Raw genomic sequence first — 26322 nt, forward strand, 5'->3', positions numbered from 1 at the left:
TGCTTTGACGCAGGGCCCGGCTGCCTTCGCGCAGCTCCCGCCCGTGGAGATCCCGCCGATCGACTACGCGGCCATCGCGCCGATCCTGGTGATCCTCGGCGCGGCCTGCCTGGCGATCCTCGTCGAGGCGTTCCTGCCGCGGCACCAGCGCTGGTCGGTCCAGGTCGGGCTGAGCCTGGTGGCGATCGTCGTCGCCGGGGTGGCGCTGGCGGTGTACGCCCGTTCCGGCAGCACCGGCGTGACCACGCTGTCCGACACCCTCGCGATCGACCCGCCCACGCTGTTCCTCTGGGGCACGCTCCTCGCGCTCGGCCTGGGCGCGATCCTGCTGATCGCGGACCGCTCGGTGGAGCCGGGCGGCGCGTTCGTCGCCGAGTCGCGGGCGACCGACGGGCCGGGCGCGATGACCCGCGCGGCCGCCGGGGTCGAGGGGATGCGCACCGAGGTCTTCCCGCTCGCCCTGTTCTCGCTCGGCGGGATGATGGTGTTCTGCGCGGCGAACGACCTGCTGACGATGTTCATCGCGCTCGAGGTGCTGAGCCTGCCGCTGTACCTGATGTGCGGGCTGGCCAAGCGCCGGCGGCTGCTGTCGCAGGAGTCGGCGGTCAAGTACTTCCTGCTCGGCGCGTTCGCTTCGGCGTTCTTCCTGTACGGCCTGGCGCTGCTCTACGGCTACGCGGGTTCGGTGAAGCTGCAGGCGATCGCGGACGCCACCGCCGGTTCGGACCGCTCGGACACGCTGCTGTTCGCCGGGCTCGGCCTGCTGCTGGTGGGCCTGCTGTTCAAGGCCTCGGTCGGCCCGTTCCACACCTGGACCCCGGACGTCTACCAGGGCGCCCCGACCGCGGTCACCGGCTTCATGGCCGCCTGCACCAAGGTCGCCGCGTTCGGCGGGATCCTGCGGGTGCTGCAGGTCGCGTTCCAGGCCTCCAGCTGGGAGTGGCGCGGCGTGCTGTGGGCCGTCGCGATCGCCTCGATGGTCATCGGCGTGGTGCTCGGCCTGACGCAGCGCGACATCAAGCGGATGATCGCCTACTCGTCCGTCGCGCACGCCGGGTTCATGCTGATCGGCTCGCTGGCGCTGACCGGTCGCGGCCTGTCCGCCACGCTGTTCTACCTGCTGGCCTACGGGTTCACGACGATCGCCGTGTTCGGGGTGATCAGCCTGGTGCGACGCGCCGATGGTGAGGCAACTCACCTTTCGGACTGGGCGGGGCTGGCGAAGCGTTCTCCGCTGGTCGCAGGCGTGTTCACCTTCCTGTTGTTCGCCCTCGCCGGCATCCCGCTGACTAGCGGTTTCGTCGGGAAGTTCGTGGTGTTCGAGGCGGCGCTGGCCGACGGCATGGCGCCGCTGGTGGTGGTGGCCCTGGTGGCCAGTGCGGTTGCCGCCTTCTTCTACCTTCGTGTCATCGTGCTGATGTACTTCAGCGAACCCGCCGAGGACGGCCCCACCGTCAGCGTGCCGGGTGCGTTCACGACAGCGGCGATCACGCTCGGTGTGGTCGTCACGCTGTTGCTGGGCGTGCTGCCGACTTTGGCGCTGGACTGGGCGAACGTCGGCGGCTTCGTGTCGTAGAGTGCTCGCCCGTAGGGCGAACCGGGGGAGCGAAGGCGACGGTGACGTGAGCAAGCCAGCGGGTGACCCGATCAACGACCTGACCGCGGGTGGATTGGGCGGGTTCGTCGACATCGCCGACGAGGCGTTGGCCGACTCGGTGCGGCAGGGCATGGACCGGGTGGAGCGGCTCCTGCGCGAATCCGTGCGCAGCGACCTCGAGTTCGCCACCCGCACCTCGCTGCACCTGGTGGACGCGGGCGGCAAGCGGTTCCGGCCGCTGTTCACGCTGCTGGCCGCGCAGTTCGGCAACCCCGCCGCGGACGAGGTGATCAAGTCCGCCGCGGTGATCGAGATGATCCACCTCGCCACGCTCTACCACGACGACGTGATGGACGAGGCGACCATGCGGCGTGGCGCGACCAGCGCCAACGCCCGCTGGGACAACTCGGTGGCGATCCTGACCGGTGACTTCCTGTTCGCCCAGGCGTCCCGGCTGATCGCCGATCTCGGCGGTGCCGCGGTCCGGGAGATGGCGGGCACCTTCGAGGCGCTGGTCACCGGTCAGATGCGGGAGACCGTCGGGGTCGGCGAGGGCGAGGACGCCGTCGAGTTCTACCTGAAGGTGATCTTCGAGAAGACCGGTTCGCTGATCGCCACCGCCGGGCGGTTCGGCGCCTGGTTCTCCGGCGCGGGCGAGGCGACGATCGACGCCCTGGAGCGGATCGGCCGGATCATCGGCACCGGTTTCCAGATCTCCGACGACATCATCGACATCGCCTCGCCTGCCAAGGAATCGGGCAAGACCCCGGGCACCGACCTCCGCGAGGGCGTCCGGACGCTGCCGATGCTGTACGCGCTGGCGGACCCGGAGACCTCCCCGCGGCTGCGCGACCTGCTGTCCCGGCCGCTGACCGAGGACGCCGAGGTCGACGAGGCGCTGGAGCTGCTGCGCGGGTCCAGCGGGCTCGCGCGGACCCGCGCCACCCTGGACGAGTACGCCGACGACGCCCGCAAGGAACTCGCCTCGCTGCCCGACGTCCCGGCCCGCGAAGCGCTGTCGATGCTGGTCGACTACGTGGTGGCGCGCACCCGCTGATCGCCGGCTGAACCTGCTTCCAGGCTTGTTCTGCGTGGCGGTGCGGGTGGTGGAGTCGCTGCGGCCTTCTCGCGGTGGGATCCCCGGCCGATTCGTCACGCCGGGGCCGTCCTCGCCGGGTTGCTCGGGTGGGCCGAGCGGCTGCGCCGCTTCGAAGAGAAAGCACACGTGCCCGGAAAGTTGTGCAAGCACCACCCGCGTGTGTCACGAGCCGGTCAAGCTGGTCCGCGGCCGGGGTGCCGCGTGATAGGTATCCCCGGAGAACTGGCGGCGCTGCTGGAGCCCTGAGGAGGGACATCTCTCGTGATCACCTGGCTGTTCACCCAGGTGTGGCTGTGGAGCCTCGCCGCGTTCGCACTGGGTGCGCTGATCACCTGGCTGCTCTTCGTCCGCCCGCTGCGCAGGCAACTGGCCGAACTCACCGCCGGTTACCCGGAGGACGAGTACGCGTACGACGAGCCGGTCGTCGCCGAAGCCCCGCTGGACCTGCTGCAACCCGCGCCGCAGCGCTGGGAACGGCCGGACGACCCCGAGGTCGGCGACTGGGGCCGGACCCCGCGCGCCTGGGTGGCGCCGGAGAAGGCCGGTCCCGAGCGGGACTCGGACAGCGAGTGGTTCCGCCAGTGGGACGAACGCGTGAACGGGGTCGACCAGGCCGACGCCGCCGTGACCGCGGTTCAGCCGCGAGTGCCACCGGCTGAGGAGCCGAGGCCTGAGTTCCCAAAGCCTGAGTTCCCGGAGCCTGAGTTCCTGAAGCCCGGGGTCCTGAAGCCTGAAGCGCCGAAGTCGGAGGTTCCGAAGCCTGAGTTCCCGAAACCCGAGGCCTCGAAGCCGGAGGTGTCGGAGGCGGACGAACCGACGGCGTCGGTGAAGCCGGTGGAACCGCCCGCGGAAGCGCCGGCGGAGCCGGCAGCCGCAGAGCGGAAGGCGACGCCGGAGGAGCCCGCGACGGACATCTCGGCGTGGCCGGAGGCGGAGCCGACGGAGTCGCGGATCACCGGGCGGCTCGAAGACGCGGACGACGCGACGGAGTCGCGGTTGTCCGGGCAGCTGCGGTCGCTGTTCGAGAACGTGGAGCCGCGCAGCGGCGCAGCGGCCGAGACGCCGTACGTGCCACCGGTCGGAGCGGATGCGACGCAGGTGATCCCGAAGGTCGCAGACCGAGGGCCGGACAGCGCGGACAGCGCGGACAGCGCGGAGGGGGCGGCGGAGCCGCCGCCGCTGCCGCGGCGGACGCCCGGCGCCGGGCCGCGGCCCGGGCGGGAGGGCGGCTCGGGGCCGATGATCAAGGGGCACTCCGCGTCGAGGCAGTACCACAGCCCCGAATCACCGGCCTACGACAAGATCGTCGCCGATGTGTGGTTCCGCACCCCGGCCGACGCGGAGATCGCCGGTTTCGTGCCCTGGAACGGCCAGCGCGCCACCTGAGCGCCTTCCTCACTCCGGTTGGGGCTGGCGTTCCAGGAGCCGGGAGAGCACCACGGTCGACACCGTCCGGCTCACGAACTCGACCGACCGCAGGCGCTCCATCGCCTCTTCGAGGTGGTGGATGTTCGCCGCTCGCAGGTGCACGATCGCGTCCGCCTGCCCCGACACCGTGTAGGCCGCGACCACTTCCGGCAGCGGTTCCAGGCCGTTGCGGATCCGGTGCGCCGGGACGTTGCCGTCGCAGTGCACCTCCACGAACGCCTCCGTGCCCCAGCCCAGTGCCTCCGGGTCCACGACGGCGGTGAACCCTTGCAGCACGCCCTGGTCCAGCAGCTTGTCCACCCGGCGCTTCACCGCGGGCGCCGACAGGCCCACCTCCGCGCCGATCTCCGCGTAGCTCGCCCGCGCGTCGGCCACCAGGCGCGAAATGATTCGTTGGTCCAAGGCGTCCATACGCAACATTCTGCCGTAAAAAACGAACGTAGCGTTATTGATGGGTGGTCAGGAGAACACTTAGATTTCGATTCATGACGGTTACCGCCGGTTCGGCTCTCGAGGCCCTCGCGCCGCCCCAGGCCACCACGCGCCACTACGTGATGTGCGCGCCCGAGTACTTCACCGTCGAGTACTCGATCAACCCGTGGATGGACCCGGGCAAGCCGGTGGACGCCGACCTGGCGATGGTCCAGTGGACGGAGCTGAAGCGCGCCTACGAGCGGCTCGGGCACGTCGTCGAGCTGGTCGAGCCGCAGCCGGGCCTGCCCGACATGGTGTTCGCGGCCAACTCGGCGACCGTGATCGACGACCGGGTGCTGGGCGCCCGGTTCCGCGCGCCGCAGCGGGCCGCCGAGGCCGAGCACTTCCGGCGCTGGTTCGTCACCCGCGGCTACCGGAACCTGGTGATGCCGTCCCGGATCAACGAGGCGGAGGGCGACTTCGCCTGGACCGGCCAGGTGCTGCTGGCGGGCAGCGGATTCCGCACCGATCCGGAAGCGCACGCGGAGGCCCAGGAGGTGCTCGGGGTGCCCGTGGTCTCGCTGCGGCTGGTCGACCCGCGCTACTACCACCTGGACACCGCGCTGTTCGTGCTGGAGCGCGGCGAGCGGGCGCAGATCGCCTACTTCCCGGATGCGTTCTCGCCCGGGTCGCGCCGCGTGCTGGAGCGGATGTTCCCGGACGCCGTGATCGCCGACGCCACCGACGCCGCCTGCCTCGGCCTGAACGGGGTTTCCGACGGGCGGCACGTGGTGCTGCCCGCGGAGGCGACCGGGCTCGCCGCGCAGCTGGCCGCCCGCGGCTACGAGCCGGTCCTGCTGGACATCTCCGAGCTCCGGAAGTCCGGCGGCGGCCCGAAGTGCTGCACGATGGAACTCCACGCCTGAGGGGCGGGCTGCGACGGGCGTCGTCGACCTGCAACGACGCCCTTCTCCGTCACTGCTCCAGGACGGCCTGCACGCCGAGCTCGATGCTGATCGTGGGGCCGACCACGGCGATGCCCTTCGCCAGGGTGGCCTGCCAGTTCACCGAGTAGTCCTCGCGGCGCAGCGTCGCGGTCGCGTGGCAGGCGACCCGCAGGTCGCCGTCGAAGCCCGGCCCCTGCCACTTCCGCTGGCCCAGGTAGTTGGTCTCCAGCTGCACCGGGCTGCTGGTGCCGCGCAGCGCCAGGCGGCCGCTGATCATCCAGCGGTCGGCGCGCAGGTGCGTGAACCGGTCGCTGGTAAAGGTGATCCGCGGGTGGTCGGCCACGTCGAAGAAGTCCGCCGACCGCAGGTGGTCGTCGCGCATCTTCACACCGGTCTCGATGCTGGCCGCGTCGATGGCCACCTGGATCCGCGAGTCCTCGAACCGCGGCGCCACCTCCACCACGCCGTCGTAGTTCTTGAACATCCCGTGGATCTTGGACATGCCGATGTGCTGGGCGATGAACCGGATCTCGGTGTGGTACGGGTCGAACCGGTAGCGGCCCGGGCGCGGCAGTTCCAGCGAGGCGTCCGGCTCCATGCGGATGCCGCCGAGCGAGCAGTGCTGGTTGACCCGCACTTCCACGCGGGTGGTGTACCGGCGGTAGCCGCCCGCGCTGATCGACATCTTGTGGGTGCCGGGCGCGATCGACGTGACGAAGCAGCCGTAGCTGTCGGTGGTGCCGTGCGCGGATCGCTGGTTCAGCCGGTCCAGCAGCGTCACGGTCGCGCCGGGCAGCAGCGAGCCTTTCTCGTCGTGCACCTGGCAGGTCAGCAGGCCGCTGTCGAGCGGCGTCGGGGGGAGGAAGCCGCCGGAGATGCCGGATCGCGCCGGCGTGCCCTTGCTGGTCGAGTGCCGGCGACGCAGCCTGGCGAAGATCATTCGGTGCCCTCTTCTGGTCCTCCGGTCCCCGAACCGGATTAAGGTTGCGATTTCAACTAACTGACCATGGTACGGCCGCGAGCCCGGTGGTCCGGCCCTCCGCCGGCGTTGGCTTCAGCACATCCGCCCAGCGGAACTACGACTCGCGCCGAGTCGTTTTCTGGGTGACCTTCGGAATACGTGGAAAGGTGTTCTGGGAGGCCATCCATCCCGGTCGGCGAACCGGGGCTGGCCCTCGGGCGGAGGCAGGCACGGTGCACAGTCACGTCAACGGTTTGAAGACCGCTCTGCTGCTCGGCGGCATGAGCGCGCTGGTCCTGCTGGTCGGGTCGATCTTCGGCCGGACCGGCCTGGTCATCGCGTTCTTCGTGGCGCTGGGCATGAACGGCTACGCGTACTTCAACTCGGCCAACCTGGCCCTGCGCGCGATGCGCGCCCGGCCGGTGTCGGAGGCCGAGCAGCCGGCCATGTACCGGATCGTGCGCGAGCTGGCGACCTCGGCGCGGCAGCCGATGCCCGCGCTGTACATCAGCCCGACGCGAGCGCCCAACGCCTTCGCCACCGGCCGCAACCCGCGCAACGCCGCGGTGTGCTGCACGTCGGGAATCCTCGAACTGCTCAACGAGCGCGAGCTGCGCGCCGTGCTCGGCCACGAGCTCTCGCACGTCTACAACCGCGACATCCTGATCTCCAGCGTCGCCGGAGCGCTCGCCAGCGTGGTGACGTTCCTGGCCAACTTCGGGATGTTCTTCGGCATGTTCGGCGGCGGCAACGACGAGAACCGGCCCAACCCGTTCGCGATGCTGCTGGTGGCGCTGCTGGGCCCGATCGCGGCCGCCGTGGTGCAGATGGCCGTCAGCCGCTCCCGCGAGTACCAGGCCGACGCGTCCGGGGCGCAGCTGACCGGGGATCCGCTGGCGCTGGCGTCGGCGCTGCGCAAGCTGGAGCGCGGTACCCAGCTGGCGCCGCTGTCACCGGAACCCCAGCTGGTGTCCCAGTCGCACCTGATGATCGCGAACCCGTTCCGCCCCGGCGAGCGGCTGGCGCGGCTGTTCTCCACGCACCCGCCGATGGCCGACCGCATCCGCCGCCTGGAAGGCATGGCCGGGCACCAGCTGCCCCCGGCCTGGTGACTCGATTTCCATTGAGGTCTTTCCGGCCTCGTTCCGCGGGGCGGCGCGGATGCCGGAACCTCAGAGGCTCCCCGGTCTGTGGGTGCCCACCCTGATGTTTGACATTGCGGAACAACAACGGCGTGTTGTCCCCCGACACGCCGCAACCTGTGGGCAACTTCGGGTTCGTGTGGACACCTTCCGCAATTTCAATGGAAATCGGACCTTCGATTTCCATTGAAATTGCGGTAGGTGGGAGGAGCGGGGTGGGTCAGCCCGTGGCGCCGGAGCGGCGGGCGACGTCCATGACGTACTCGCCGTAGCCCGATTTGGCCAGCTTGGCGCCGAGCTCGAAGCACTCGTCCGCCGAGATGTAGCCCATGCGCAGGGCGATCTCCTCCAGGCAGGCGATCCGCACGCCCTGGCGGTGCTCCAGCACCTGCACGAACTGCGCGGCCTCCACCAGCGAGTCGTGGGTGCCGGTGTCCAGCCAGGCGAAGCCGCGGCCGAGCTGCGTCAGCCGCGCCCGGCCCTCCCGCAGGTAGGCGAGGTTGACGTCGGTGATCTCCAGCTCGCCGCGGGCCGACGGCGTCAGCCCCTTGGCGATGCCCACCACGTCGTTGTCGTAGAAGTACAGGCCGGTGATGGCCATGTTGGACGTCGGCTCAGTCGGCTTCTCCACGATCGACACCAGCCGGCCGTCCTCGCCCACCTCGCCGACGCCGTAGCGCTGCGGGTCGCGGACCGGATAGCCGAACAGGGTGCAGCCGTCGAGATCGCGAACGCACTGCTGGAGAACCCGGGAGAAGCCCTGCCCGTAGAAGATGTTGTCGCCGAGCACCAGCGCCACCGGGTCATCGCCGATGAAGTCCGCCCCGATCACGAACGCCTCGGCGAGGCCGTTGGGCTGCGCCTGCTCGGCGTACTCGATGCGGATGCCGAACTGGGAGCCGTCCCCGAGCAGCCGCCGGAACAGCGGCATGTCGGCCGGGGTCGAGATGAGCAGCACTTCCCGGATGCCGGCCAGCATCAGCACCGACAGCGGGTAGTAGATCATCGGTTTGTCGTAGACCGGGAGCAGCTGCTTGGACACGACCTGCGTCAGCGGATGCAGGCGCGTCCCGTTGCCGCCCGCCAGCACGATCCCCTTCACCTGGGTCCTCCAGCGGTGGTTTACCGGAAATTCTCGAACTGGAGCGGGGCGTCGAAGTCGCCGGACTTCAGCAGCTGGATCACGGCCTGCAGGTCGTCCTTCTTCTTGCCGGACACCCGCAGCTGCTCGCCCTGGATCTGGGCCTGGACGCCCTTGGGGCCCTCGTCGCGGATCTTCTTGGAGATCTTCTTCGCGACCTCCTGCGAGATGCCCTGCACGACCTTGCCGGTGGCCCGGAAGATCTGGCCGGAGCTGGCCGGCTCACCCATGTCCAGCGCCTTCAGCGAGATGCCGCGCTTGATCAGCTTCTCCTTGAAGACCTCGATGGCGGCCTTGCAGCGCTCTTCCGTCTCCGACTCCAGCACCACGCCGTTCTCGCCCGACCACTGGATCTTCGAGCCGGTGCCGCGGAAGTCGAACCGGTTGGCGAGCTCTTTTGCCGCCTGGTTCAGCGCGTTGTCCACCTCTTGGTGGTCCACCTTGCTCACCACGTCGAAGGACGGGTTTGCCACGTGACTACCTCCTGTTGAGCCGAAGCAGCGCGAGCTGCGAAGTTCTGCCGCCACACGCTACCGGCCAACGCAGCAGACCGGAGACCGGTCGAGCCGCGGTCGATTCGCGCTCGCCCGGCGTCCGCCACGAACGGCGCAAACGAAGATGCCCCCGCGACCGGACCGGTCACAGGGGCATCTTCGCTGAGTGCCAGGTGGAGGATTCGAACCTCCGAAGGCATTGCCGGCTGATTTACAGTCAGCTCCCTTTGGCCGCTCGGGCAACCTGGCGTGCGCACCAGCAGCGCTGGCTTGCGAGGAAATAATACATACCGGCCGCCACCGGTATTCCAGGGGGCCCGCTCAGTCCGGCTCGGGGTGGAAGACCAGCGCATCGGCCTGGGCCAGGCCCGCGTCGAGCGCGGCGCGGGCCGTCTCCGGCAGGCCGTCGCGGAAGTCCGGGCCCGCCGCCTTGACGAGCACCATCAGCCGCTTCGCGAGCCCGCGGGCCTGGGTGAGGCGGATCTCCTCGGCCGCCAGCACCTGGCGGGAGTCGGCGATCAGCTTGCGGTAGCGGTGGTTGAGCTCGGCCTGGTCGTCGACGACGTCCAGCGCGCTCGTCAGATCCGCGAGTTCCGCCGTGCTGACCAGGACAAAGTACGGATCGGGCACGAATCCGCAGCCTAGTTGACCCGCGTCCGCCGGCCGCCGGGCGCGGCTTGGCGTCTTCTCGGCAGCACCGGCCGACGCCGCCGCGACCGGGCTAACCTGGGCAGATGGCCATAGATCGAGCAGGTCGGGCGAAGCGGCGGCAGGAGCAGCGCGCCGCGGCACCGCCCACCCCGGCGCGGCCCGAGGAGCAGCGCCGGACCGCCTCGGCGGCGTTGGGCGTCGAGGGCCTGTTCAGCGCGGGAGCCAGGCACCAGCTGGAACAGCTCGCCTGGGTGGAGGTCGTCAAGGAGGACGACCGGGAGGCGGGCGGCCCGCTCGATCTCGACTCGGACGTCGTCCACCTGGAGCGGAAGAGCGGGTAAGAACCCTGCCCGTGACCAGCGGGAATGGCGGGCGGTCACGGTGGTTCGGCCGACCAGGCGCTCCACCGCGTCACCCGGATCACGATCAACGTGCCCGTCGGCGGGTGCTCCCGGTACTGCGGGTACTTCTCCGCGAGCGCCGCGACGAGGTCCGGCCGCGCCGCGCTGGCGGTCGGCTCCGCCTCGCCGTCGGCGCGCGCCCACCACAGGCGGGACCAGTCGTCGTCGTAGTGGTCGGCGAGCAGCGCCACCTGCGGGTTCGCGGCGATGTTGCGCAGCCGCCTGAGGTTCGTGGTCCGCTTCGGCTTGTGGTCCACTGCGGTGACGATCACATCCCCGCGGATCGCGAAGGTGATCGGCACCAGGTGCGGTCGTCCCAGCTCATCGGCGCTGGCCAGGCGTGCCGCCCGTGCCCGCGCGAACCAGCTCCGTGCCTGCTGTTGGCTGATGCGCATCGTCCGGTCCGGTCCGTATGTTCGGAGTGTGCCTTCGGCTCCATCCACCCCAGGGTCCGCCACCGTCGTCGGCCCCGGCTACCGCGACCAGCAGTACTGGCTCCGCTACCAGGACTTCTTCCCCGGTGCGCTCCGCGTCACCGCCGAGAACGCCCCGGCCGAGCAGTGGTGGCCGTGGCGCGGCACGGCGGTCCACCTCGACCGCGTCGCGCGCCCTAGCGCCCCGACCAAGCTGATCGCGTTGCACGGAGTCGGCACCTACGGCCGCATGCTCGCCCCGTACGGGCGGCTGCCGTCGCTGGCGGACTTCGAATTCATCGCCCCCGACCTGCCCGGCTTCGGCCTGACCGGCACCTCCCGGCGCGCGATCACCTACCGGGACTGGGTTTCCTGCGTGCTCGACCTGGTCGAGGCCGAGCGGTCGCGCGACGAGCGGCCGATCGTGCTGCTCGGCGTCAGCACCGGCGGCCGGCTCGCCTACGACGTCGCCGCGCAGGCCGGCGGCGCGGTGGCCGGCGTGATCGCGACCTGCCTGGCCGACCCGCAGCGCGACGACGTCCGGCGGCGGCTCGCGGCCCGGCCGGAGATGGCCCAGTGGGCCGGGCTGCTGACGCTGGTCCCGAAGCCGCTCGCGGCGGCGCGGGTGCCGGTGCACTGGCTGACGAACATCGCCGCGGCGTCCAACCACGGCCAGTTCGCCAACCTGGTGTGGGCCGACGAGATCGGCGGCGGCAGCTGGCTCGCGCTGGGCTTCGCCCGCAGCTGCCTGGCCACTCCGCCCGCGGTGGCGCCCGAGGACTACGCTGGGCCGCCGCTGCTGCTGGCGCACCCCGACGACGACCGGTGGACGCCGCTGCTGCTGTCCCGTCAGTTCTTCGACCGGATCGCCGGGCCCACCCGCTTCGCGACGCTCAGCGGTGCCGGTCACCTCCCGGTGGAGGAGTCGGGGCTGGCGGATCTCGACCGCGCGGTCCGGGATTTCCTCGACGAGTTCGGGTTGCAGTAGTAACCGTCCGTTTTCGCCGGTCGCGTACGGTATCCGGCCGGATCGGTTGCTGCGGCGATCATCACAAATCTTCGGGGTGCGCCTCGTCGCACCCGGCGGACTGCGCCGCCCGGCGGTCGTTGTGAAATCTTTGCTGGTCAACTCCCGATGCTGTGCAAGGATGTCGCCGCGAACCACCCGCATCAACGCAGATGCGTGCGTCCGGCAGATGCGACGGGGACCATTGGCCCCTGGCCTTCCGCGCGGTCGTGCGTCACGATTTGCCACGGCATTCGTGTGGTGCGCACGCGCCGCCGGCTTGGGAGGAGCGTGGATGATCGAGCGTCACCGCTCCCTCGGTCCGCAATCCAGCCTGGAATCCGCCCGCCCGCCGGTGCGCGCCGAGGTGGATCCGGTCCGGCGCCGGATGTTCACCGGGTTCTCGTTCGTGGTCCTCGCCGCCGGCATCCTCGCGTCCGCCGCGACCTCGGCCTGGCTGCCCTTCCACTACCGCTCGGACCTGTTGTTCATCGGGCCGCTGCTGGCCATGGGCTTCCTGCTGGCCGAGCAGCTGACCATCGACGTCGACGTGAAGCGGGTCGGCTGGACCATCTCGTTCACCGAGATCCCGCTGATCCTCGGGCTGCTGACGGTGCCGTTCGAGGTGGTGCTCGCGGCCAACCTGCTGGCCGGGCTCGGCGCGCAGGTCGGCCGCCGCGCGGCCACCCACGTCGTCTACAACGCGGGCGTGCTGTGCCTGGAGATCGCGGTGCCGTTCGCGGTGGCCAACGCGGTCAACCTGGCGCTGGTCGACGTGGCCCCGGCCTGGTTCGGCCCGGTCATCGGCACCCTGACGTCGCCGCTGATCAGCTGTGCCTTCGCACTCGCCGCGCTGCACGTGCTGGGCGGCGCGATGCGGGTGTCCGCCGGCGTGCGGCTCGCGGTGAACACGCTGGCCGTGGGCCTGCTCAACACCTCGGTCGGCCTGGTCGGCTACGAGGTCTCGATCAGCACGCCGTGGGGCTGGCTGCTGGTGGCGCTGGTCGCGGTGGCCGTGATCGGCCTGTACCGCGCCTACTCCGGCCTGCTGCGCGAGCAGCGCGACCTGGAGGCGCTCAGCGACGTCAGCCTGAGCGTGGCCCGCTCCGGGCAGACCGCCGCGCACGGCCCTTCGGACGCCGTGGCCGGCGAGCCGGAGGTGTCGGTCAGCGAGTGGGAGCCGGTCGCGGAGCGGATCCGGGAGCAGCTGAACGCGACTCGCGTGGTGCTGCGGCTGCGGCTGGATCCGAGTGGCGAGGTCAGCACGCTGGTCGCGGGGGAGTCGCTGCCGGAGATGGCGCAGCAAGCCGCGCCCTCGGCGCTGCGCGATGATCCGCTGCTCCAGCTGCCGGGCAGCCACGTGCGCTCCTTCCGGACGCTCGAAGCGCCCGAAGAGGTGCGGCGCGCGCTGCGCCAGCGCGGCGCTTACGAGGCGCTCGTGGTGCCGCTGCGCGGCGCGAGCCAGCTGCTCGGGGCGGTCGAGGTGCACGACCGGGTCAGCCGGTGGCGCGGCTTCGGCCGGGCCGACGTGCGACTGCTGCACACCCTGGCCAGCCACCTCGCGACCGCGATGGACAACCGCCGGCTGCTCGCGCGGCTGCGGCACGACGCCTACCACGATCCGCTGACCGGCCTGCTCAACCGGACCGGCTTCCGCGAGATGGCCGCCGAGGAGCTGCGCAACGGGCGCACCGCGGTCGTGCTGCGGATGGACCTCGACGTGCTCACCACCGTCAGCGAGGCCCTCGGCTACACCTGGGGCGACCGGATGATCGTCGCCGCCGGGCGCCGGATGCGCGACGAACTCGGCGAGGCGCCGCTGGCCAGGCTCGAAGCGAACTCCTTCGCGGTGCTGCTGCTGGACCGCAGCGAGGCCCAGGCGCACGAGTTCGCCCAGCACCTGCGCGAGGTGATCGGCAAGCCGTACCCGCTGGACCGGATCGTCGTGGAGGCCGCGGGCGTCGCCGGGTACGCCTCGTCCGCGCCGGCCGACGGCGAGTGCGAGACCGACATCGACACCCTCCTGCAGCGCTCCGACGTCGCGGTCCGGGCGGCCCGCAACGGCGAGGACGGGGTGCGGGGCTACGCCCCCGCGATGGGCCAGGTCTTCCTGCGCCGCTTCCAGCTGGTCACCCAGTTCCGGCAGGCGCTGGACACCGGCCAGGTCGAGGTGCACTACCAGCCGAAGGTCGCGCTGCCCGAACGCCAGGTGGTGGGCGCCGAAGCCCTCGTGCGCTGGTCGCACCCCGAGTACGGGCGGCTGGATCCGGACGAGTTCGTGCCACTGGTGGAGGCGACCGGGCTGGTCGACGCGCTCACCGCGTTCGTCATGGAGTGCGCGCTGGTCAAGATCCGGAAGTGGATGGATCGCGGCCTGCGGATGTCGGTGGCGGTGAACCTGTCGGTGCGCAACCTCGCCGACGAGACCTTCCCGGACCGGGTCGGCGAGGCGCTGCTGCGCCACGACATCCCGCCGGAGCTGCTCACCTTCGAGCTGACCGAGTCCAGCGTGATGGCCGACCCCGAGCGTTCCCTGCCGCTGCTGCGGAGGCTGCACGCGATGGGCGTGGTGCTGGCGGTGGACGACTTCGGCACCGGCTACTCGTCGCTGGCCTACCTGCGGCAGCTGCCGGTGGACGAGGTGAAGATCGACAAGAGCTTCGTGCTCGGCATGGGCACCGATCTCGGCGACATGGCGGTGGTGCGCTCCATCGTCGAGCTCGGGCACTCGCTGGACCTCGCGGTGGTCGCCGAGGGCGTGGAGGACGACGCCGCCCGCGATCAGCTGGTGGAGATGGGCTGCGACGTCGCCCAGGGCTACCTGATCTCGCGCCCGCTCTCCGAAGAGCGGTTCGAGGCGTGGCTGCAGGCCCGGACCAAGCGCGGCCGGGGCGCCCGGTCCGAGACCGTCCTCACACTCCTGCACTGAGCCCGGTTTTCGCCCCCATGCGCCGCCTGTTGGTCGAAAACCCCGTCATGACCTGCGTTTTCGCCAAAAGGTACCCCCCTGTTTCGAGGGGGTCCGGGTGGTGTGTAAAGTTCTAGACGTTCCGCAAGGAAACGCCCCAATAGCTCAGTCGGCAGAGCGTCTCCATGGTAAGGAGAAGGTCTACGGTTCGATTCCGTATTGGGGCTCGAAAGACAGCTGCGGTACTCGGTAAACTGGGTGCTGTGGCTGTTTTGCATGGGATATCCTGCGTCGGCTGAGGCGCGAGGTGCGTGCACCGAAGGTCCCAGCATGGCGGTGTAGCTCAGTCGGTAGAGCAAGCGGCTCATAATCGCTGTGTCGCCGGTTCAAGTCCGGCCACCGCTACCAGTCACGGGTTCGCGCGGATCTACGGCGAACCGTTCCGGATTTACGACCGAGAGAGAAAGGCACCCCCGTGGCCGCCACCGACGTCCGACCGAAGATCACGCTGGCGTGCGAGGAGTGCAAGCACCGCAACTACATCACCAACAAGAACCGGCGCAACGACCCGGACCGCTTGGAGATGAAGAAGTTCTGCCCGAACTGCGGTACGCACAAGCTGCACAAGGAAACCCGCTGATCCAGCGGTTCCGATCCCAGCTTCACGCCGCCGAAGCGCCCTGCTCGCGCAGGGCGCTTCGCCGTTTTCGCGTTACGTGTGTCAGCTGGGGGCCGAGCCCTCCGAACTCCCCTGCGGTGCGGTGGTTACCTTCCGCCGGCTCCTGGCGAAGGGTGCCGTTCCCGGCCTGCTCACCGACCAGCCTTCTCCGAGGCTTTCAGCCCGTCCCCGACATCGGGGGCGGGCTCTTTGCATTCGTGCAAAAGGGGCAGGCCGGCGGCGGTCGTTCGGGGCGCAGGTGGGGCCGACCTCGTCGGGTAGCCTGCGGGCGTGCCGCTTGACCAGTCATTCATCGGGCGTGAGTACCCGCCCGCGGCCGCCTACGAGGTGGGCCGGGAGAAGATCCGCGAGTTCGCCGCGGCCATCAAGGACGACTCGCCGCTGTACCGGGACGTCGACGCCGCCAAGGCAGCCGGATACCCGGACGTGATCGCGCCGCCGACGTTCGCGGTGATCCTCTCCATGGCCGCCCACGACGCGATCGTCGAGGACCCGCAGCTCGGCCTGGACTACAACCGCGTGGTGCACGGCCAGCAGGAGTTCACCCACCACCGGCCGATCCGGGCGGGCGACCGCCTCGTCACCGTGGTGCACGTGGACGACATCAAGGCCCGCGCGGGCAACGACTTCCTGACGGTGCGCGCCGAGATCGGCACCGTCGACGGCGAGCCGGTGTGCACCGCGAAGTCGATGCTGGTGGCCCGCGGCGCGGCCGACGAGGGGGAGGGGGCATGAGTGGCTCTGTCTCAACCCGAGCCCTCCTCAACCGCACCTCAGGGGAACGTGACGCAAACCGGCCACGAGAAACTGCGAAACGCGGGATCGAGCCGGACGCGACCACAACTGTGAAACGCGGAGAGGCGGAACTGGCATGAGCGTGCGGATGTCCGAGGTCGCCGTCGGCGACCAGCTGCCGGTGCTGAGCGTGCCGCTCACCCGTGCCGATCTGGTCCGCTACGCCGGGGCGTCCGGTGACTTCAACCCGATTCACTGGAACGAGCGGTTCGCGACCGAGGTCGGCCTGCCCGACGTGATCGCCCACGGCATGCTCACGATGGCCGTCGCCGGCCGCCTGGTCAGCGAGTGGACGGGCGACCCGGGCGCGATCGTGCACTACGGCGTGCGGTTCACCCGACCGGTGGTGGTCCCCGACGACGGAACCGGGGCGCTGGTCGAGCTGTCCGGCAAGGTCGCGAAGAAGAACGACGACGGCACGGTGAAGGTCAGCATCACGGCCCGAAGCGCGGACCAGGGCGTTCTCGGTGGCGCCAGCGCCACCGTCCGCCTCCCGGAGTAGCGAGAACGCGAAAGGCGCCCCCGGCCGAGCCGCCGGGGGCGCCTTTCGCGTGTTGCGGGACTACTTGGCTTCGCCGAGGAGTTCCGCCATCCGGGTCACGCCGGTGATGAGGTCCTCGTCGCCGAGGGCGTAGGACAGGCGGAAGTAGCCAGGGGTGCCGAAGGCCTCGCCCGGGACCACCGCGACCTCCGCCTGCTCCAGGACCAGGCTCGCCAGCTCCACGCTGGTCTCCGGGCGGACGCCGCGGATCTCCTTGCCCAGCAGGCCCTTGACCGACGGGTACGCGTAGAACGCGCCCTGCGGCTCCGGGCAGCTGACGCCGGGGATCGCCGAGAGCAGCTCGACGATCTTGCGGCGGCGGCGGTCGAACGCCGAGCGCATCTCCGCGACGGCGTCGAGGGAGCCGCTGACGGCCTCCAGCGCGGCCCGCTGCGAGACGTTGGCGACGTTGGACGACAGGTGCGACTGCAGGTTCCCGGCCGCCTTGATGACGTCCTGCGGGCCGATCATCCAGCCCACCCGCCAGCCGGTCATGGCGTAGGTCTTGGCGACCCCGTTGAGCACCACGCAGGTGTCCGCGAGCTCCGGGACCACGGCGGGCATCGACACGTGCCGGGCGTCGCCGTAGACCAGGTGCTCGTAGATCTCGTCGGTGACCACCCAGATGCCGTGCTCGACCGCCCAGCGGCCGATCGCCTCGACCTGCTCCGGCGGGTAGATCGCACCGGTCGGGTTGGACGGCGAGTTGAACAGCAGCACCTTGGTGCGCGGCGTCCGCGCGGCCTCCAGCTGCTCGACGGAAACCAGGTAGCCGGTCGACTCGTCGGCGGGCACCACCACCGGAACTCCACCCGGCAGGGTGATCGCCTCCGGGTAGGTGGTCCAGTACGGGGCGGGCAGCAGGACCTCGTCGCCCGGGTCGAGCAGCGTCTGGAACGCCTGGTAGACGGCCTGCTTGCCGCCGTTGGTCACCAGCACCTGACTGGCCTGCACGGTGTAGGCGGAGTCCCGCAGCGTCTTCGCGGCGATGGCGTCGCGCAGCTCCGGCAGGCCGGCCGCCGGGCTGTAGCGGTGGTTCTTCGGGTCGGAGCAGGCTGCGATGGCGGCATCCACGATCGGCTGCGGCGTCGGGAAGTCCGGCTCGCCGGCGCCGAACCCGATCACCGGCCGGCCGGCCGCCTTGAGCGCCTTCGCCTTGGCGTCCACGGCCAGCGTGGCGGACTCGCTGATCCCGCCGATCCGCGCGGACACCCGCGCCCTGGTCTCTTGGTCTGTCTGAGGTGCGGCCATGCTTGCATCCTGACAGACGCGGCGTGTCGTCGAACACGCTCCCCACCTGCGGCGGAGTTGTTCATGGCCCGGCTCAGGGGGTGCCGTTGGAGCAAGGTCGTCGGCGTGCCGTACACTTTCGAACCTGGGATGCCTGAACACCATGAACTCCGGTTCCATGGCCGGTGTCGGGTGTCCCGAAGTGCGGTCGAGCTCCAGGGCCGCAAAGGGGTGTAGCTCAATTGGCAGAGCAGCGGTCTCCAAAACCGCAGGTTGCAGGTTCAAGTCCTGTCACCCCTGCGTCGATGCGACGGTGAGCGGAGGATGGGCGTGAGCGAGGACCGCGAGCAGGAGCAGGACGGAGCGCGCGAAGACGCAGCCCGTCCGTCCAGCGCCGCGGCGCGGCGCGAGCGCCGTGCCTCCGCCCGTCCGGCCGGTCGCAAGGGCCGGTCCGGTGAGTCGGGTTCGGCCGGAGCGAACTCGGCGCGCACAACTGAGTCGAAGGGTCGGCCGACCCCGTCGCGGGATGGCCGGCAGGGTCGGGTTTCGCTGTTCCGGAAGATCGGACGCTTCCTGCGCGAGGTCGTCGCCGAACTGCGCAAGGTCATCTGGCCGACGCGCAAGGCGCTGGCGACCTACACCCTCGTGGTGCTGGTCTTCGTCAGCATCATGGTGGCGTTCGTCGCCGGCGTGGACGTGCTCTTCGCCAAGGGAGTGGGCTGGCTGTTCGGCTCCGGCTGAACGGCTGCGGGCCCGCCCTAGGTGGTGCCGGCGGCGGAACGACGACCCGGCACGCAACGCACGAGAGGAAGCGAGACCGACTGTGACCTCCCACGAGGGCCAGGAATCCACCGGCCTCACCGACGAGCAGGTGCAGCCCGAGGCCGCGGAGGCCGAGGCGACCGCTGACTCGGTCGACGCAGTCGAATCCGCGGACAGCGCCGACTCCGGCGAGGACACCGACTCGGCCGACCAGGCCGAGGAGTCGGCCGAGGCCGCCGACGAAACCGGTGAGGAAGACGAAACCGGCGAGGAAGGCGAAACCGGCGAGGAATCGGCCGGCGAAGAAGTGGCCGCCGAAGCGGACCCGGTCGAGGAGCTGCGCGCGGCGCTGCGGCGCGCCCCCGGCGACTGGTACGTCGTGCACTCCTACGCGGGCTACGAGAACAAGGTCAAGACCAACCTCGAAACGCGGGCCCAGACGCTCGACGTCGAGGACTTCATCTTCCAGGTCGAGGTGCCGACCGAAGAGGTCACCGAGATCAAGAACGGCCAGCGCAAGCTGGTGCAGCGCAAGGTGCTGCCCGGCTACATCCTGGTCCGGATGGAGCTCAACGACGCGTCCTGGAGCGCGGTGCGCAACACGCCGGGCGTCACCGGCTTCGTCGGCGCCACCTCCAAGCCGTCGCCGCTGACCATCGACGACGTGCTGAAGTTCCTGGCACCGCAGGTCGAGGAGAAGAAGGCCGAGCCGGGCAAGAAGGCCGCCGCGTCGGCCGCCTCCAAGCCCTCGGTCGAGGTCGACTTCGAGGTCGGCGAGTCCGTCACCGTCATGGACGGGCCGTTCGCGACCCTGCCCGCGACGATCAACGAGGTCAACCCGGACGCCCAGAAGCTCAAGGTGCTGGTGTCGATCTTCGGCCGCGAAACGCCGGTTGAGCTTTCGTTCAGCCAGGTTTCCAAGATCTGACCGCTCTCCCGCGGTGCGGGAGAGCGGCGGCTGCGCGCGGATCTGGCAGGACCCGTGCGCAGAACCGGGCGAAGCCACCGTTTCGTGGTCTCGCCGATTCGGCTCCGCCACTAGGCGGGGCCGGGCAACCGGATAGCGAAGACACAGGAAGCAAACATGCCGCCCAAGAAGAAGAAGCTCGCAGCGATCATCAAGCTGCAGATCCAGGCCGGCCAGGCCAACCCGGCCCCGCCGGTCGGCCCGGCGCTGGGTCAGCACGGCGTCAACATCATGGAGTTCTGCAAGGCCTACAACGCCGCCACGGAGAACCAGCGTGGCAACGTCGTGCCGGTCGAGATCTCCGTGTTCGAAGACCGCTCCTTCAGCTTCGCGCTGAAGACCCCGCCGGCGGCCAAGCTGCTGCTCAAGGCGGCGGGCGTGGCCAAGGGCAGCGGCGAGCCGCACAAGACCAAGGTCGGCAAGGTCTCCATGGACCAGGTCCGCGAGATCGCGCAGACCAAGATGGCCGACCTCAACGCCAACGACATCGACCAGGCCGCCAAGATCATCGCCGGCACCGCCCGGTCGATGGGCCTGACGGTCGAGGGCTGACCCAGCCGGACGGCTGGCAGTGTGGGAGGGCTCCAGCGCAGCCCGACCAACCACAACTGATCCACCTGCGATAGGGACAGAAATGGCAAAGCGCAGCAAGGCATATCAGCAGGCGGCCGAGCTGATCGATCGCGCGCGGCTGTACGCGCCGACGGAGGCCGCCGAGCTGGCCAAGAAGACCGCCAAGGTCAAGTACGACGCCACCGTCGAGGTGGCGCTGCGGCTGGGCGTCGACCCCCGCAAGGCAGACCAGATGGTCCGCGGCACCGTGAACCTGCCGCACGGCACTGGTAAGACTGCCCGCGTCATCGTGTTCGCCGTCGGGGACAAGGCCGCCGAGGCCGAGGCCGCCGGTGCGGACGCGGTTGGTTCCGAGGACCTGATCGAGCGCATTCAGGGCGGCTGGCTCGATTTCGACGCGGCGATCGCCACCCCGGACCAGATGGCCAAGGTCGGCAAGATCGCTCGGGTGCTCGGCCCGCGCGGCCTGATGCCGAACCCGAAGACCGGCACCGTCACTCCGAACGTCACCAAGGCGATCACGGAGATCAAGGGCGGTAAGATCAACTTCCGCGTCGACAAGCAGGCCAACCTGCACTTCATCATCGGCAAGGCGTCGTTCGACACCGAGAAGCTGGTGGAGAACTACGCGGCGGCGCTGGACGAGATCCTGCGCGCGAAGCCGTCGGCGTCGAAGGGCCGGTACCTGAAGAAGGTCACCTTCACCACCACGATGGGCCCGGGCATCCCGGTCGACCCGAACGCGACCCGGATCTCGGCCTCGGCCTGATCCCGGAGTTCCGCTGAAAGGGCGGGCCACCCCACCAGGGGCGGCCCGCCCTTTCGCATGCGGAGACACGATTTTAGGCAAAATCGGGAGACCACCTCAGGCGCGCGGCGCTGGGGAGACTCCATTTTTAGGCAAAATTGGAACCCCGCTAGCCGCCGCAGCTGTCGGCCTTGAGGGCGTAGGCGCTGATCGTCCAGCCGCCGTCCGATTGCTTGGTGAGCTTGAAGGTGCCGAGGCGGGGACCGCCGTTGACCTGCACGCGGCAGCCGAGGACCTGGGCCTCCTGGCCGATCTCGGTCACCGCGTTGTGGTCGAACTTGGGGTTCGCGTAGGCGTTCGGGTCGGTGATCTGCTCGTGCACCTGGCGCGCCGCGGTGGCGCAGTCCGGGGCTTGGTAGGCGCCGGCGAAGCCGGACTTGCCATCCGCGTCGAACAGCTCGCAGGTCCGTTCCGGGCCCGCCCCGCGCAGGTAGTTGTAGACGCTGCGCACCGCTTGTTGGGGGTTCGTCGACTTCACCGGCACCGAATCGGCCGGTATGCCGCTGGTGCCGGTGCCACTGCCGCCTCCGGTGCTGCCGAACCAGGAAGTCATCACGCTGTTGTACAGGTAGTTGAGCAGCAGGAGCGCCAGCAGCAGGTAGATCAGGCGGCGGACCGTCTTGTAGCGCAGGAGGCCCAGCGCCCTTTTCCACCAGGCCTTCTTCGGTGTTGCGGGAGTCGCCGCCGGAGGTGCGGCGGGCGGTGGGACCGCTACTTCCCCGTCCTGGGATCGCTGCCATTCGCGGAACTTCTGGAACTCCAGGAACTGCTGGTACTGGCGGAACTCCGCGTCGTCCGCCGACTGCTGCGGGCGGGCCGGTGCGTCGGCCTCGACGACCTCGCTGTCCACCACCTCGGCGTCGACGACCTCCGCGGTGCGCGGTTTCTCCGGCAGGTTCGGGCCGGGCTCGGGGCGGGGCGACTCGTGCTGATCAGCCACGCACAACATGATGCCCGGCCGTCGCGTCCAGGTCACGACCGGTGACCGCCGGAAAGCGGGACAGGGGGTGGTTGGTGGGCCCCGGGGCGGGTCGCGTAAGCTGGTCGAGGTTCCACCCAAGACCGCTGGTCTTCTCCGTGCCCCGCCAGGGGTGGGGAGAACGAAGGTCCCGTGAGATGCGGGCGGCCCGCGCAGGAGGGACGAGGCTATCCGTGCGCGCCACTGCGCGCCCATGATCTTGACGCCCCGTGCTTTCTGCGCCGGGGCGTTTTGTCGTCTCAGGACCGACTGGATGCGGATCACAGTCGGAGATAGAGAGGAGGCGACATGGCGAAGCCCGACAAGGTTGATGCGGTCACCGAGATCGCGGACAAGTTCAGCAACTCGACCGCTGCGGTCGTGACCGAGTACCGCGGGCTGTCCATGGCGCAGCTGTCAGAGCTGCGTCGTGCCCTCGGTGCGGGCACCTCGTACCGTGTCGCGAAGAACACGCTGGTCAAGCGTGCCGCCGAGCAGTCCGGCGTCGAGGGCCTCGACGACCTGTTCGTCGGCCCGACCGCGATCGCCTTCGTCGAGGGCGAGGCGGTCGACGCGGCCAAGGCTCTGCGTGAATTCGCCAAGGACAACAAGGCCCTGGTGATCAAGGGCGGTTACATGGACGGCCGCGCGCTGTCCGTGTCCGAGGTCGAGGACATTGCCGACCTCGACTCCCGCGAGGTCACCCTGGCCAAGCTGGCCGGTGCCATGAAGGCCAAGATGGGCCAGGCCGCCGCGCTGTTCGCCGCGCCGGCGTCCCAGGTGGCTCGGTTGGCCGCCGCTCTGCAGGAGAAGAAGAGCGGCGAAGCCGACGCCTGAGTCCCTTCGGGCGCAGTTGTCGGTTGCAAGAACTCCCCACCCGGGAACTTCCCGTTCCCGGGCACTGAACTGAAAGGAACGTCGCCGTGGCGAAGCTGAGCAACGAAGAGCTGTTGGACGTCTTCAAGGAGATGACCCTCCTGGAGCTGTCTGGGTTCGTGAAGCAGTTCGAGGAGACCTTCGACGTCACCGCCGCCGCCCCGGCCGCCGTCGTGGCGGGCCCGGCCGGCGCCGCTGCCCCGGCCGCCGAGGAGCAGGACGAGTTCGACGTCATCCTCGAGGGTGCTGGCGACAAGAAGATCCAGGTCATCAAGGTCGTCCGTGAGATCGTCTCCGGCCTGGGCCTGAAGGAGGCCAAGGAGCTGGTCGAGGGCGCTCCGAAGCCGATCCTGGAGAAGGTCGAGAAGGAGAAGGCCGAAGAGGTCAAGGCCAAGCTGGAAGAGGCCGGCGCTTCGGTCTCCGTCAAGTGAGCATCTGACTGACGGTAAAAAGGCGAGCACTCGCGGTTGCGAGTGCTCGCCTTTTTTGCTGTCCGGGAAAGAAGAATCGCTTTTACCGGACAAATCCTGTGGTTTCCCGAATCGAAGTGAACTGGCGAGTAACCCGTTCGCTTCGGGCTCGTTGCATAGGTGTGACGCCGATGACCTTCGTTAGGCGCGTCACATGTGCCAGGCTGCCTCACCGGGGTTACCCCCGATGCGGTTAATTCGAGGAACGCGGAGGTGCGGATGGGCGTCGAGGTGGTTGTCGACGGACTGTCGAAGTCCTTCGGCGCGCAGACCATCTGGCGGGACGTCAGTCTGACGCTTCCTCCCGGCGAGATCAGCGTGCTGCTCGGGCCTTCCGGGACCGGAAAGTCGGTGTTCCTGAAGTCCCTGGTCGGCTTGTTGAAGCCGGAGCAGGGCAAGGTGGTCATCAACGGCACGGACATCTGCACCTGCTCGGAGCGCGATCTCTACGAGATCCGGAAGATGTTCGGCGTGCTGTTCCAGGACGGCGCGCTGTTCGGGTCGATGAACCTCTACGACAACATCGCGTTCCCGCTCCGCGAGCACACCCGCAAGGGCGAGACCGAGATCCGCGACCTGGTGCTCGAGAAGATGGAGATGGTCGGTCTCCTCGGCGCCGAGGAGAAGCTGCCCGGCGAGATCTCCGGCGGAATGCGCAAGCGCGCCGGGCTGGCCCGCGCGCTGGTGCTGGACCCCGAGATCATCCTGGTCGACGAGCCCGACTCCGGGCTGGACCCCGTCCGCACCGTGCTGCTGAACCAGCTGATCGTCGACCTGAACGCGCAGATCGACGCCACGATCCTGATCGTCACGCACGACATCAACACCGCCCGGACCGTGCCGGACAACATCGGCATGCTCTACCGCCGGAACCTGGTGATGTTCGGGCCGCGCGAGGTGCTTTTGACCTCGGCCGAGCCGGTGGTGGTGCAGTTCCTCAACGGGCGCGCCGACGGGCCGATCGGCATGAGCGAGGAGAAGGACATCGGGCCGTCCGAGCTGGCGCGGCTGAGCGAGCTCGCCGTGCCGCCGATGATGGCGCAGCTGGAAGTCTCGCCGGGGATGCCGGAGCGGACCGCGGTGCGCCGCCGCAAGGACCGGGTGCTGCGCCAGCTGCGGACGCTGAACCCGTCGGCGCAGCAGGAGATCCTCAAGACGCTGACCTCGGAGGAGCTGGCGCTCTACGGATTCTCCACGCCCGCGACCGGCGCGTGGCCGCAGCAGACCGAGCCGGTGCAGGCGCCGGCCCCGGACCGGCTGCCGCCGGCGGCGGTCGCCGACGTGCCGCCGCAGCAGGTGCGCCCGACGCCCCACCCCCGGCAGCCGGAGGCGACGTCGTGGGATGCGGAAGAGCCTGCCGAGTCGTCGCGGCGCCGCTGGTTCGGCCGCAAGCGGGGTGAGTCGTGAGTTCGCCGTCCCAGGCGCGGTTCCCGGGTGCGGGCGGGCTTCGGGAGACCGGCCGCATGTTCGCGTTGGCGCTCGACGTGGTGCGGGCGATGCCCAGCCGACCGTTCCAGATCCGCGAGTTCATCCAGCAGTGCTGGTTCATCGCCAGCGTGACGATCCTGCCGACCGCGCTGGTGTCCATCCCGTTCGGCGCGGTGATCGCGCTCCAGCTCGGCTCGCTGACCAGGCAGATCGGTGCCCAGTCGTTCACCGGCGCGGCGAGCGTGCTGGCGATCATCCAGCAGGCCAGCCCGATCGTGACCGCGCTGCTGATCGCCGGGGCCGGCGGTTCGGCGATCTGCGCGGACATCGGTTCCCGGAAGATCCGCGACGAGATCGACGCGATGGAGGTCCTGGGGATCTCGCCGATCCAGCGGCTGGTGGTACCGCGGGTGCTGGCCGCGATGCTGGTGGCGCTGCTGCTCAACGGCATGGTCAGCGTGGTCGGCGTGCTCGGCGGCTACACGTTCAACGTGATCATGCAGGGCGGCACGCCCGGCGCGTACATGGCGAGCTTCAACGCGCTGGCGCAGCTGTCCGACCTGTGGATCGGCGAGCTGAAGGCGGTGATCTTCGGGTTCCTGGCCGGCGTGGTGGCCGCCTACCGCGGCCTGCACCCGCCGCCGGGACCGAAGGGCGTCGGGGACGCGGTGAACCAGTCGGTGGTGATCACCTTCCTGCTCCTGTTCGCCGTGAACTTCGTCCTGACGACGCTCTACCTGCAACTGGTCCCGCCAAAGGGAATGTGACGGGGACATGGTGACCATCTCGCAGCGCGCGAAGCGCGCGGCCCGGCGGCCGCTGGTGATGCTGGACGATCTGGGCGACCAGATGTCGTTCTACCTGCGCTCGCTGGCGTGGATTCCGCGGGCGATCGCCCGCTACGCGAAGGAAACGCTGCGGCTGCTGGCCGAGGTGAGCTTCGGCAGCGGCGCGTTGGCGGTGATCGGCGGCACGGTCGGCGTGATGATCGGCCTGACGCTGTTCACCGGCACCGTGGTCGGCCTGCAGGGCTTCGCGGCGCTGGACCAGCTCGGCACCTCGGCGTTCGCCGGCTTCGTCTCCGCGTACTTCAACACCCGCGAGATCGCGCCGCTGGTCGCGGGGCTCGCGCTGTCGGCGACGGTCGGCTCCGGCTTCACCGCGCAGCTGGGCGCGATGCGGATCTCCGACGAGATCGACGCGCTGGAAGTCATGGGCGTGCCGAGCCTGCCGTACCTGGTGACGACCCGCGTGATCGCCGGGTTCATCGCGGTGATCCCGCTGTACGTGCTGGGCCTGCTGACGTCGTACATCGCCGCCCGCGCGGTCACGATCTACATCTACGGCCAGTCCGCGGGCACCTACGACCACTACTTCAACCTGTTCCTGCCGCCCGAGGACGTGTTGTGGTCCTTCGGGAAGGTGCTCGTCTTCAGCGTGGTGGTGATCATGACGCACTGCTACTACGGCTACCGCGCCAGCGGCGGCCCCGCCGGTGTCGGCATCGCGGTGGGGCGCGCGGTGCGGACCGCGATCGTGACCACCGCGCTGCTCGACTTCTTCCTCAGCCTCGCGATCTGGGGCACCACGACGACGGTTCGGATCACGGGATGAGCACGCGAAGCGCGTTGAC

At 69.7% G+C, this 26322-nt stretch carries 28 protein-coding genes and 4 tRNA genes; 23 read left to right on the forward strand and 9 right to left on the reverse strand.

Translation table 11 applies throughout. From position 1 onward, the window contains the following. The first annotated feature begins 43 nt into the window (after window positions 1-43). From nuoN to AC07EQ_RS40060, 3 genes are all read left to right on the forward strand, one after another. Window positions 44-1576, forward strand: a complete 1533-nt coding sequence (nuoN, locus tag AC07EQ_RS40050) for an NADH-quinone oxidoreductase subunit NuoN (protein ID WP_478393053.1) — start codon at window positions 44-46, stop codon at window positions 1574-1576. A gap of 46 nt (window positions 1577-1622) precedes the next feature. Further along, window positions 1623-2654 (forward strand): polyprenyl synthetase family protein, encoded by a 1032-nt coding sequence (locus AC07EQ_RS40055; RefSeq protein WP_478393023.1) that lies wholly within the window; start codon window positions 1623-1625, stop codon window positions 2652-2654. A gap of 303 nt (window positions 2655-2957) precedes the next feature. Beyond that, a complete protein-coding gene (locus tag AC07EQ_RS40060) occupies window positions 2958-4082 on the forward strand; it encodes a LapA family protein (RefSeq protein ID WP_478393024.1) in 1125 nt (374 codons plus the stop codon). A gap of 9 nt (window positions 4083-4091) precedes the next feature. Here the strand turns inward: AC07EQ_RS40060 and AC07EQ_RS40065 are convergent, their stop codons facing one another. Next, window positions 4092-4535, reverse strand: a complete 444-nt coding sequence (locus tag AC07EQ_RS40065; protein WP_093265728.1) for an Lrp/AsnC family transcriptional regulator — start codon at window positions 4533-4535, stop codon at window positions 4092-4094. A 74-nt stretch (window positions 4536-4609) separates the two neighbouring features. On the opposite strand from AC07EQ_RS40065, the gene ddaH reads away from it, so the two are divergent. Beyond that, complete coding sequence (ddaH, locus tag AC07EQ_RS40070) at window positions 4610-5464, forward strand: dimethylargininase (protein ID WP_478393025.1); 855 nt, start codon at window positions 4610-4612, stop codon at window positions 5462-5464. A 49-nt stretch (window positions 5465-5513) separates the two neighbouring features. On the opposite strand, the gene AC07EQ_RS40075 is transcribed toward ddaH, so the two are convergent. Then, complete coding sequence (locus tag AC07EQ_RS40075) at window positions 5514-6425, reverse strand: YceI family protein (protein ID WP_478393026.1); 912 nt, start codon at window positions 6423-6425, stop codon at window positions 5514-5516. A gap of 254 nt (window positions 6426-6679) precedes the next feature. Here AC07EQ_RS40075 and htpX point away from each other — a divergent pair, with 254 nt between their 5' ends. Continuing rightward, window positions 6680-7558, forward strand: coding sequence for a zinc metalloprotease HtpX (htpX, locus tag AC07EQ_RS40080; protein WP_478393027.1), 879 nt, complete (start codon window positions 6680-6682; stop codon window positions 7556-7558). A 250-nt stretch (window positions 7559-7808) separates the two neighbouring features. Here the strand turns inward: htpX and rfbA are convergent, their stop codons facing one another. The 4 genes from rfbA to AC07EQ_RS40100 form a co-directional block, all read right to left on the reverse strand. After that, window positions 7809-8690: a glucose-1-phosphate thymidylyltransferase RfbA gene (rfbA, locus tag AC07EQ_RS40085; RefSeq protein WP_478393028.1), complete on the reverse strand. Its 882-nt coding sequence runs from the start codon at window positions 8688-8690 to the stop codon at window positions 7809-7811. 20 nt (window positions 8691-8710) lie between these two features. Then, window positions 8711-9202: a YajQ family cyclic di-GMP-binding protein gene (locus tag AC07EQ_RS40090; RefSeq protein ID WP_132490318.1), complete on the reverse strand. Its 492-nt coding sequence runs from the start codon at window positions 9200-9202 to the stop codon at window positions 8711-8713. Window positions 9203-9390: 188 nt separating this feature from the next. Continuing rightward, window positions 9391-9472 (reverse strand) — tRNA-Tyr (locus AC07EQ_RS40095). Window positions 9473-9544: 72 nt separating this feature from the next. Further along, entirely contained in the window at window positions 9545-9853 is a 309-nt protein-coding gene (locus tag AC07EQ_RS40100; protein ID WP_478393029.1) for a hypothetical protein, read from the reverse strand. A gap of 104 nt (window positions 9854-9957) precedes the next feature. Here AC07EQ_RS40100 and AC07EQ_RS40105 point away from each other — a divergent pair, with 104 nt between their 5' ends. After that, on the forward strand, window positions 9958-10215 hold the full coding sequence (locus AC07EQ_RS40105; RefSeq protein ID WP_478393030.1) for a hypothetical protein: 258 nt from the start codon (window positions 9958-9960) through the stop codon (window positions 10213-10215). Window positions 10216-10250: 35 nt separating this feature from the next. On the opposite strand, the gene AC07EQ_RS40110 is transcribed toward AC07EQ_RS40105, so the two are convergent. Continuing rightward, window positions 10251-10670: a TIGR03668 family PPOX class F420-dependent oxidoreductase gene (locus tag AC07EQ_RS40110; protein ID WP_478393031.1), complete on the reverse strand. Its 420-nt coding sequence runs from the start codon at window positions 10668-10670 to the stop codon at window positions 10251-10253. Window positions 10671-10698: 28 nt separating this feature from the next. Here AC07EQ_RS40110 and AC07EQ_RS40115 point away from each other — a divergent pair, with 28 nt between their 5' ends. The 7 genes from AC07EQ_RS40115 to AC07EQ_RS40145 all read left to right on the forward strand — a co-directional run bounded on the left by AC07EQ_RS40115 (window position 10699) and on the right by AC07EQ_RS40145 (window position 16578). Beyond that, complete coding sequence (locus AC07EQ_RS40115) at window positions 10699-11676, forward strand: alpha/beta fold hydrolase (protein WP_478393032.1); 978 nt, start codon at window positions 10699-10701, stop codon at window positions 11674-11676. Window positions 11677-11989: 313 nt separating this feature from the next. Then, on the forward strand, window positions 11990-14623 hold the full coding sequence (locus AC07EQ_RS40120; protein WP_478393033.1) for a putative bifunctional diguanylate cyclase/phosphodiesterase: 2634 nt from the start codon (window positions 11990-11992) through the stop codon (window positions 14621-14623). Window positions 14624-14756: 133 nt separating this feature from the next. Then, a tRNA-Thr gene (locus AC07EQ_RS40125) sits at window positions 14757-14829 on the forward strand. A gap of 105 nt (window positions 14830-14934) precedes the next feature. Then, window positions 14935-15010, forward strand: a tRNA-Met gene (locus AC07EQ_RS40130). Window positions 15011-15077: 67 nt separating this feature from the next. Continuing rightward, on the forward strand, window positions 15078-15242 hold the full coding sequence (gene rpmG / locus AC07EQ_RS40135) for a 50S ribosomal protein L33 (protein ID WP_010315521.1): 165 nt from the start codon (window positions 15078-15080) through the stop codon (window positions 15240-15242). A gap of 309 nt (window positions 15243-15551) precedes the next feature. After that, entirely contained in the window at window positions 15552-16016 is a 465-nt protein-coding gene (locus AC07EQ_RS40140) for an FAS1-like dehydratase domain-containing protein (RefSeq protein WP_478393034.1), read from the forward strand. Between the two features lie 136 nt (window positions 16017-16152). Further along, window positions 16153-16578 carry a MaoC family dehydratase gene (locus AC07EQ_RS40145; protein WP_358574915.1) on the forward strand — a complete coding sequence of 142 codons (426 nt, stop codon included), beginning with the start codon at window positions 16153-16155 and terminating at the stop codon, window positions 16576-16578. A gap of 60 nt (window positions 16579-16638) precedes the next feature. Here the strand turns inward: AC07EQ_RS40145 and AC07EQ_RS40150 are convergent, their stop codons facing one another. Further along, window positions 16639-17868, reverse strand: coding sequence for a pyridoxal phosphate-dependent aminotransferase (locus AC07EQ_RS40150; RefSeq protein WP_478393035.1), 1230 nt, complete (start codon window positions 17866-17868; stop codon window positions 16639-16641). 206 nt (window positions 17869-18074) lie between these two features. Here AC07EQ_RS40150 and AC07EQ_RS40155 point away from each other — a divergent pair. The 5 genes from AC07EQ_RS40155 (at window position 18075) to rplA (ending at window position 20918) form a co-directional block, all read left to right on the forward strand. Beyond that, window positions 18075-18147, forward strand: a tRNA-Trp gene (locus AC07EQ_RS40155). A gap of 30 nt (window positions 18148-18177) precedes the next feature. Further along, window positions 18178-18588, forward strand: coding sequence for a preprotein translocase subunit SecE (secE, locus tag AC07EQ_RS40160; protein WP_452616312.1), 411 nt, complete (start codon window positions 18178-18180; stop codon window positions 18586-18588). An 82-nt stretch (window positions 18589-18670) separates the two neighbouring features. After that, window positions 18671-19537 (forward strand): transcription termination/antitermination protein NusG, encoded by an 867-nt coding sequence (nusG, locus tag AC07EQ_RS40165; RefSeq protein ID WP_478393036.1) that lies wholly within the window; start codon window positions 18671-18673, stop codon window positions 19535-19537. Between the two features lie 156 nt (window positions 19538-19693). Continuing rightward, a complete protein-coding gene (rplK, locus tag AC07EQ_RS40170) occupies window positions 19694-20128 on the forward strand; it encodes a 50S ribosomal protein L11 (protein WP_010315507.1) in 435 nt (144 codons plus the stop codon). A gap of 82 nt (window positions 20129-20210) precedes the next feature. Beyond that, window positions 20211-20918 (forward strand): 50S ribosomal protein L1, encoded by a 708-nt coding sequence (rplA, locus tag AC07EQ_RS40175; protein ID WP_478393037.1) that lies wholly within the window; start codon window positions 20211-20213, stop codon window positions 20916-20918. Window positions 20919-21066: 148 nt separating this feature from the next. Here rplA and AC07EQ_RS40180 read toward each other — a convergent pair whose 3' ends face one another. Continuing rightward, window positions 21067-21897, reverse strand: a complete 831-nt coding sequence (locus AC07EQ_RS40180) for a hypothetical protein (protein ID WP_478393038.1) — start codon at window positions 21895-21897, stop codon at window positions 21067-21069. Between the two features lie 327 nt (window positions 21898-22224). On the opposite strand from AC07EQ_RS40180, the gene rplJ reads away from it, so the two are divergent. From rplJ to AC07EQ_RS40205, 5 genes are all read left to right on the forward strand, one after another. After that, window positions 22225-22752 carry a 50S ribosomal protein L10 gene (gene rplJ / locus AC07EQ_RS40185; protein ID WP_478393039.1) on the forward strand — a complete coding sequence of 176 codons (528 nt, stop codon included), beginning with the start codon at window positions 22225-22227 and terminating at the stop codon, window positions 22750-22752. 86 nt (window positions 22753-22838) lie between these two features. Further along, window positions 22839-23222 (forward strand): 50S ribosomal protein L7/L12, encoded by a 384-nt coding sequence (rplL, locus tag AC07EQ_RS40190; RefSeq protein ID WP_358574919.1) that lies wholly within the window; start codon window positions 22839-22841, stop codon window positions 23220-23222. 258 nt (window positions 23223-23480) lie between these two features. Further along, window positions 23481-24668, forward strand: a complete 1188-nt coding sequence (locus tag AC07EQ_RS40195) for an ABC transporter ATP-binding protein (RefSeq protein ID WP_478393040.1) — start codon at window positions 23481-23483, stop codon at window positions 24666-24668. Window positions 24669-24724: 56 nt separating this feature from the next. Then, window positions 24725-25456, forward strand: coding sequence for an MlaE family ABC transporter permease (locus AC07EQ_RS40200; protein WP_478393054.1), 732 nt, complete (start codon window positions 24725-24727; stop codon window positions 25454-25456). A 7-nt stretch (window positions 25457-25463) separates the two neighbouring features. Next, the gene (locus AC07EQ_RS40205; RefSeq protein ID WP_132490288.1) at window positions 25464-26303 is read left to right on the forward strand and encodes an MlaE family ABC transporter permease; all 840 of its coding nucleotides are present in this window, start codon (window positions 25464-25466) and stop codon (window positions 26301-26303) included. The last annotated feature ends 19 nt before the right edge of the window (window positions 26304-26322 follow it).

Source organism: Saccharopolyspora sp. NPDC045839, assembly GCF_056431645.1.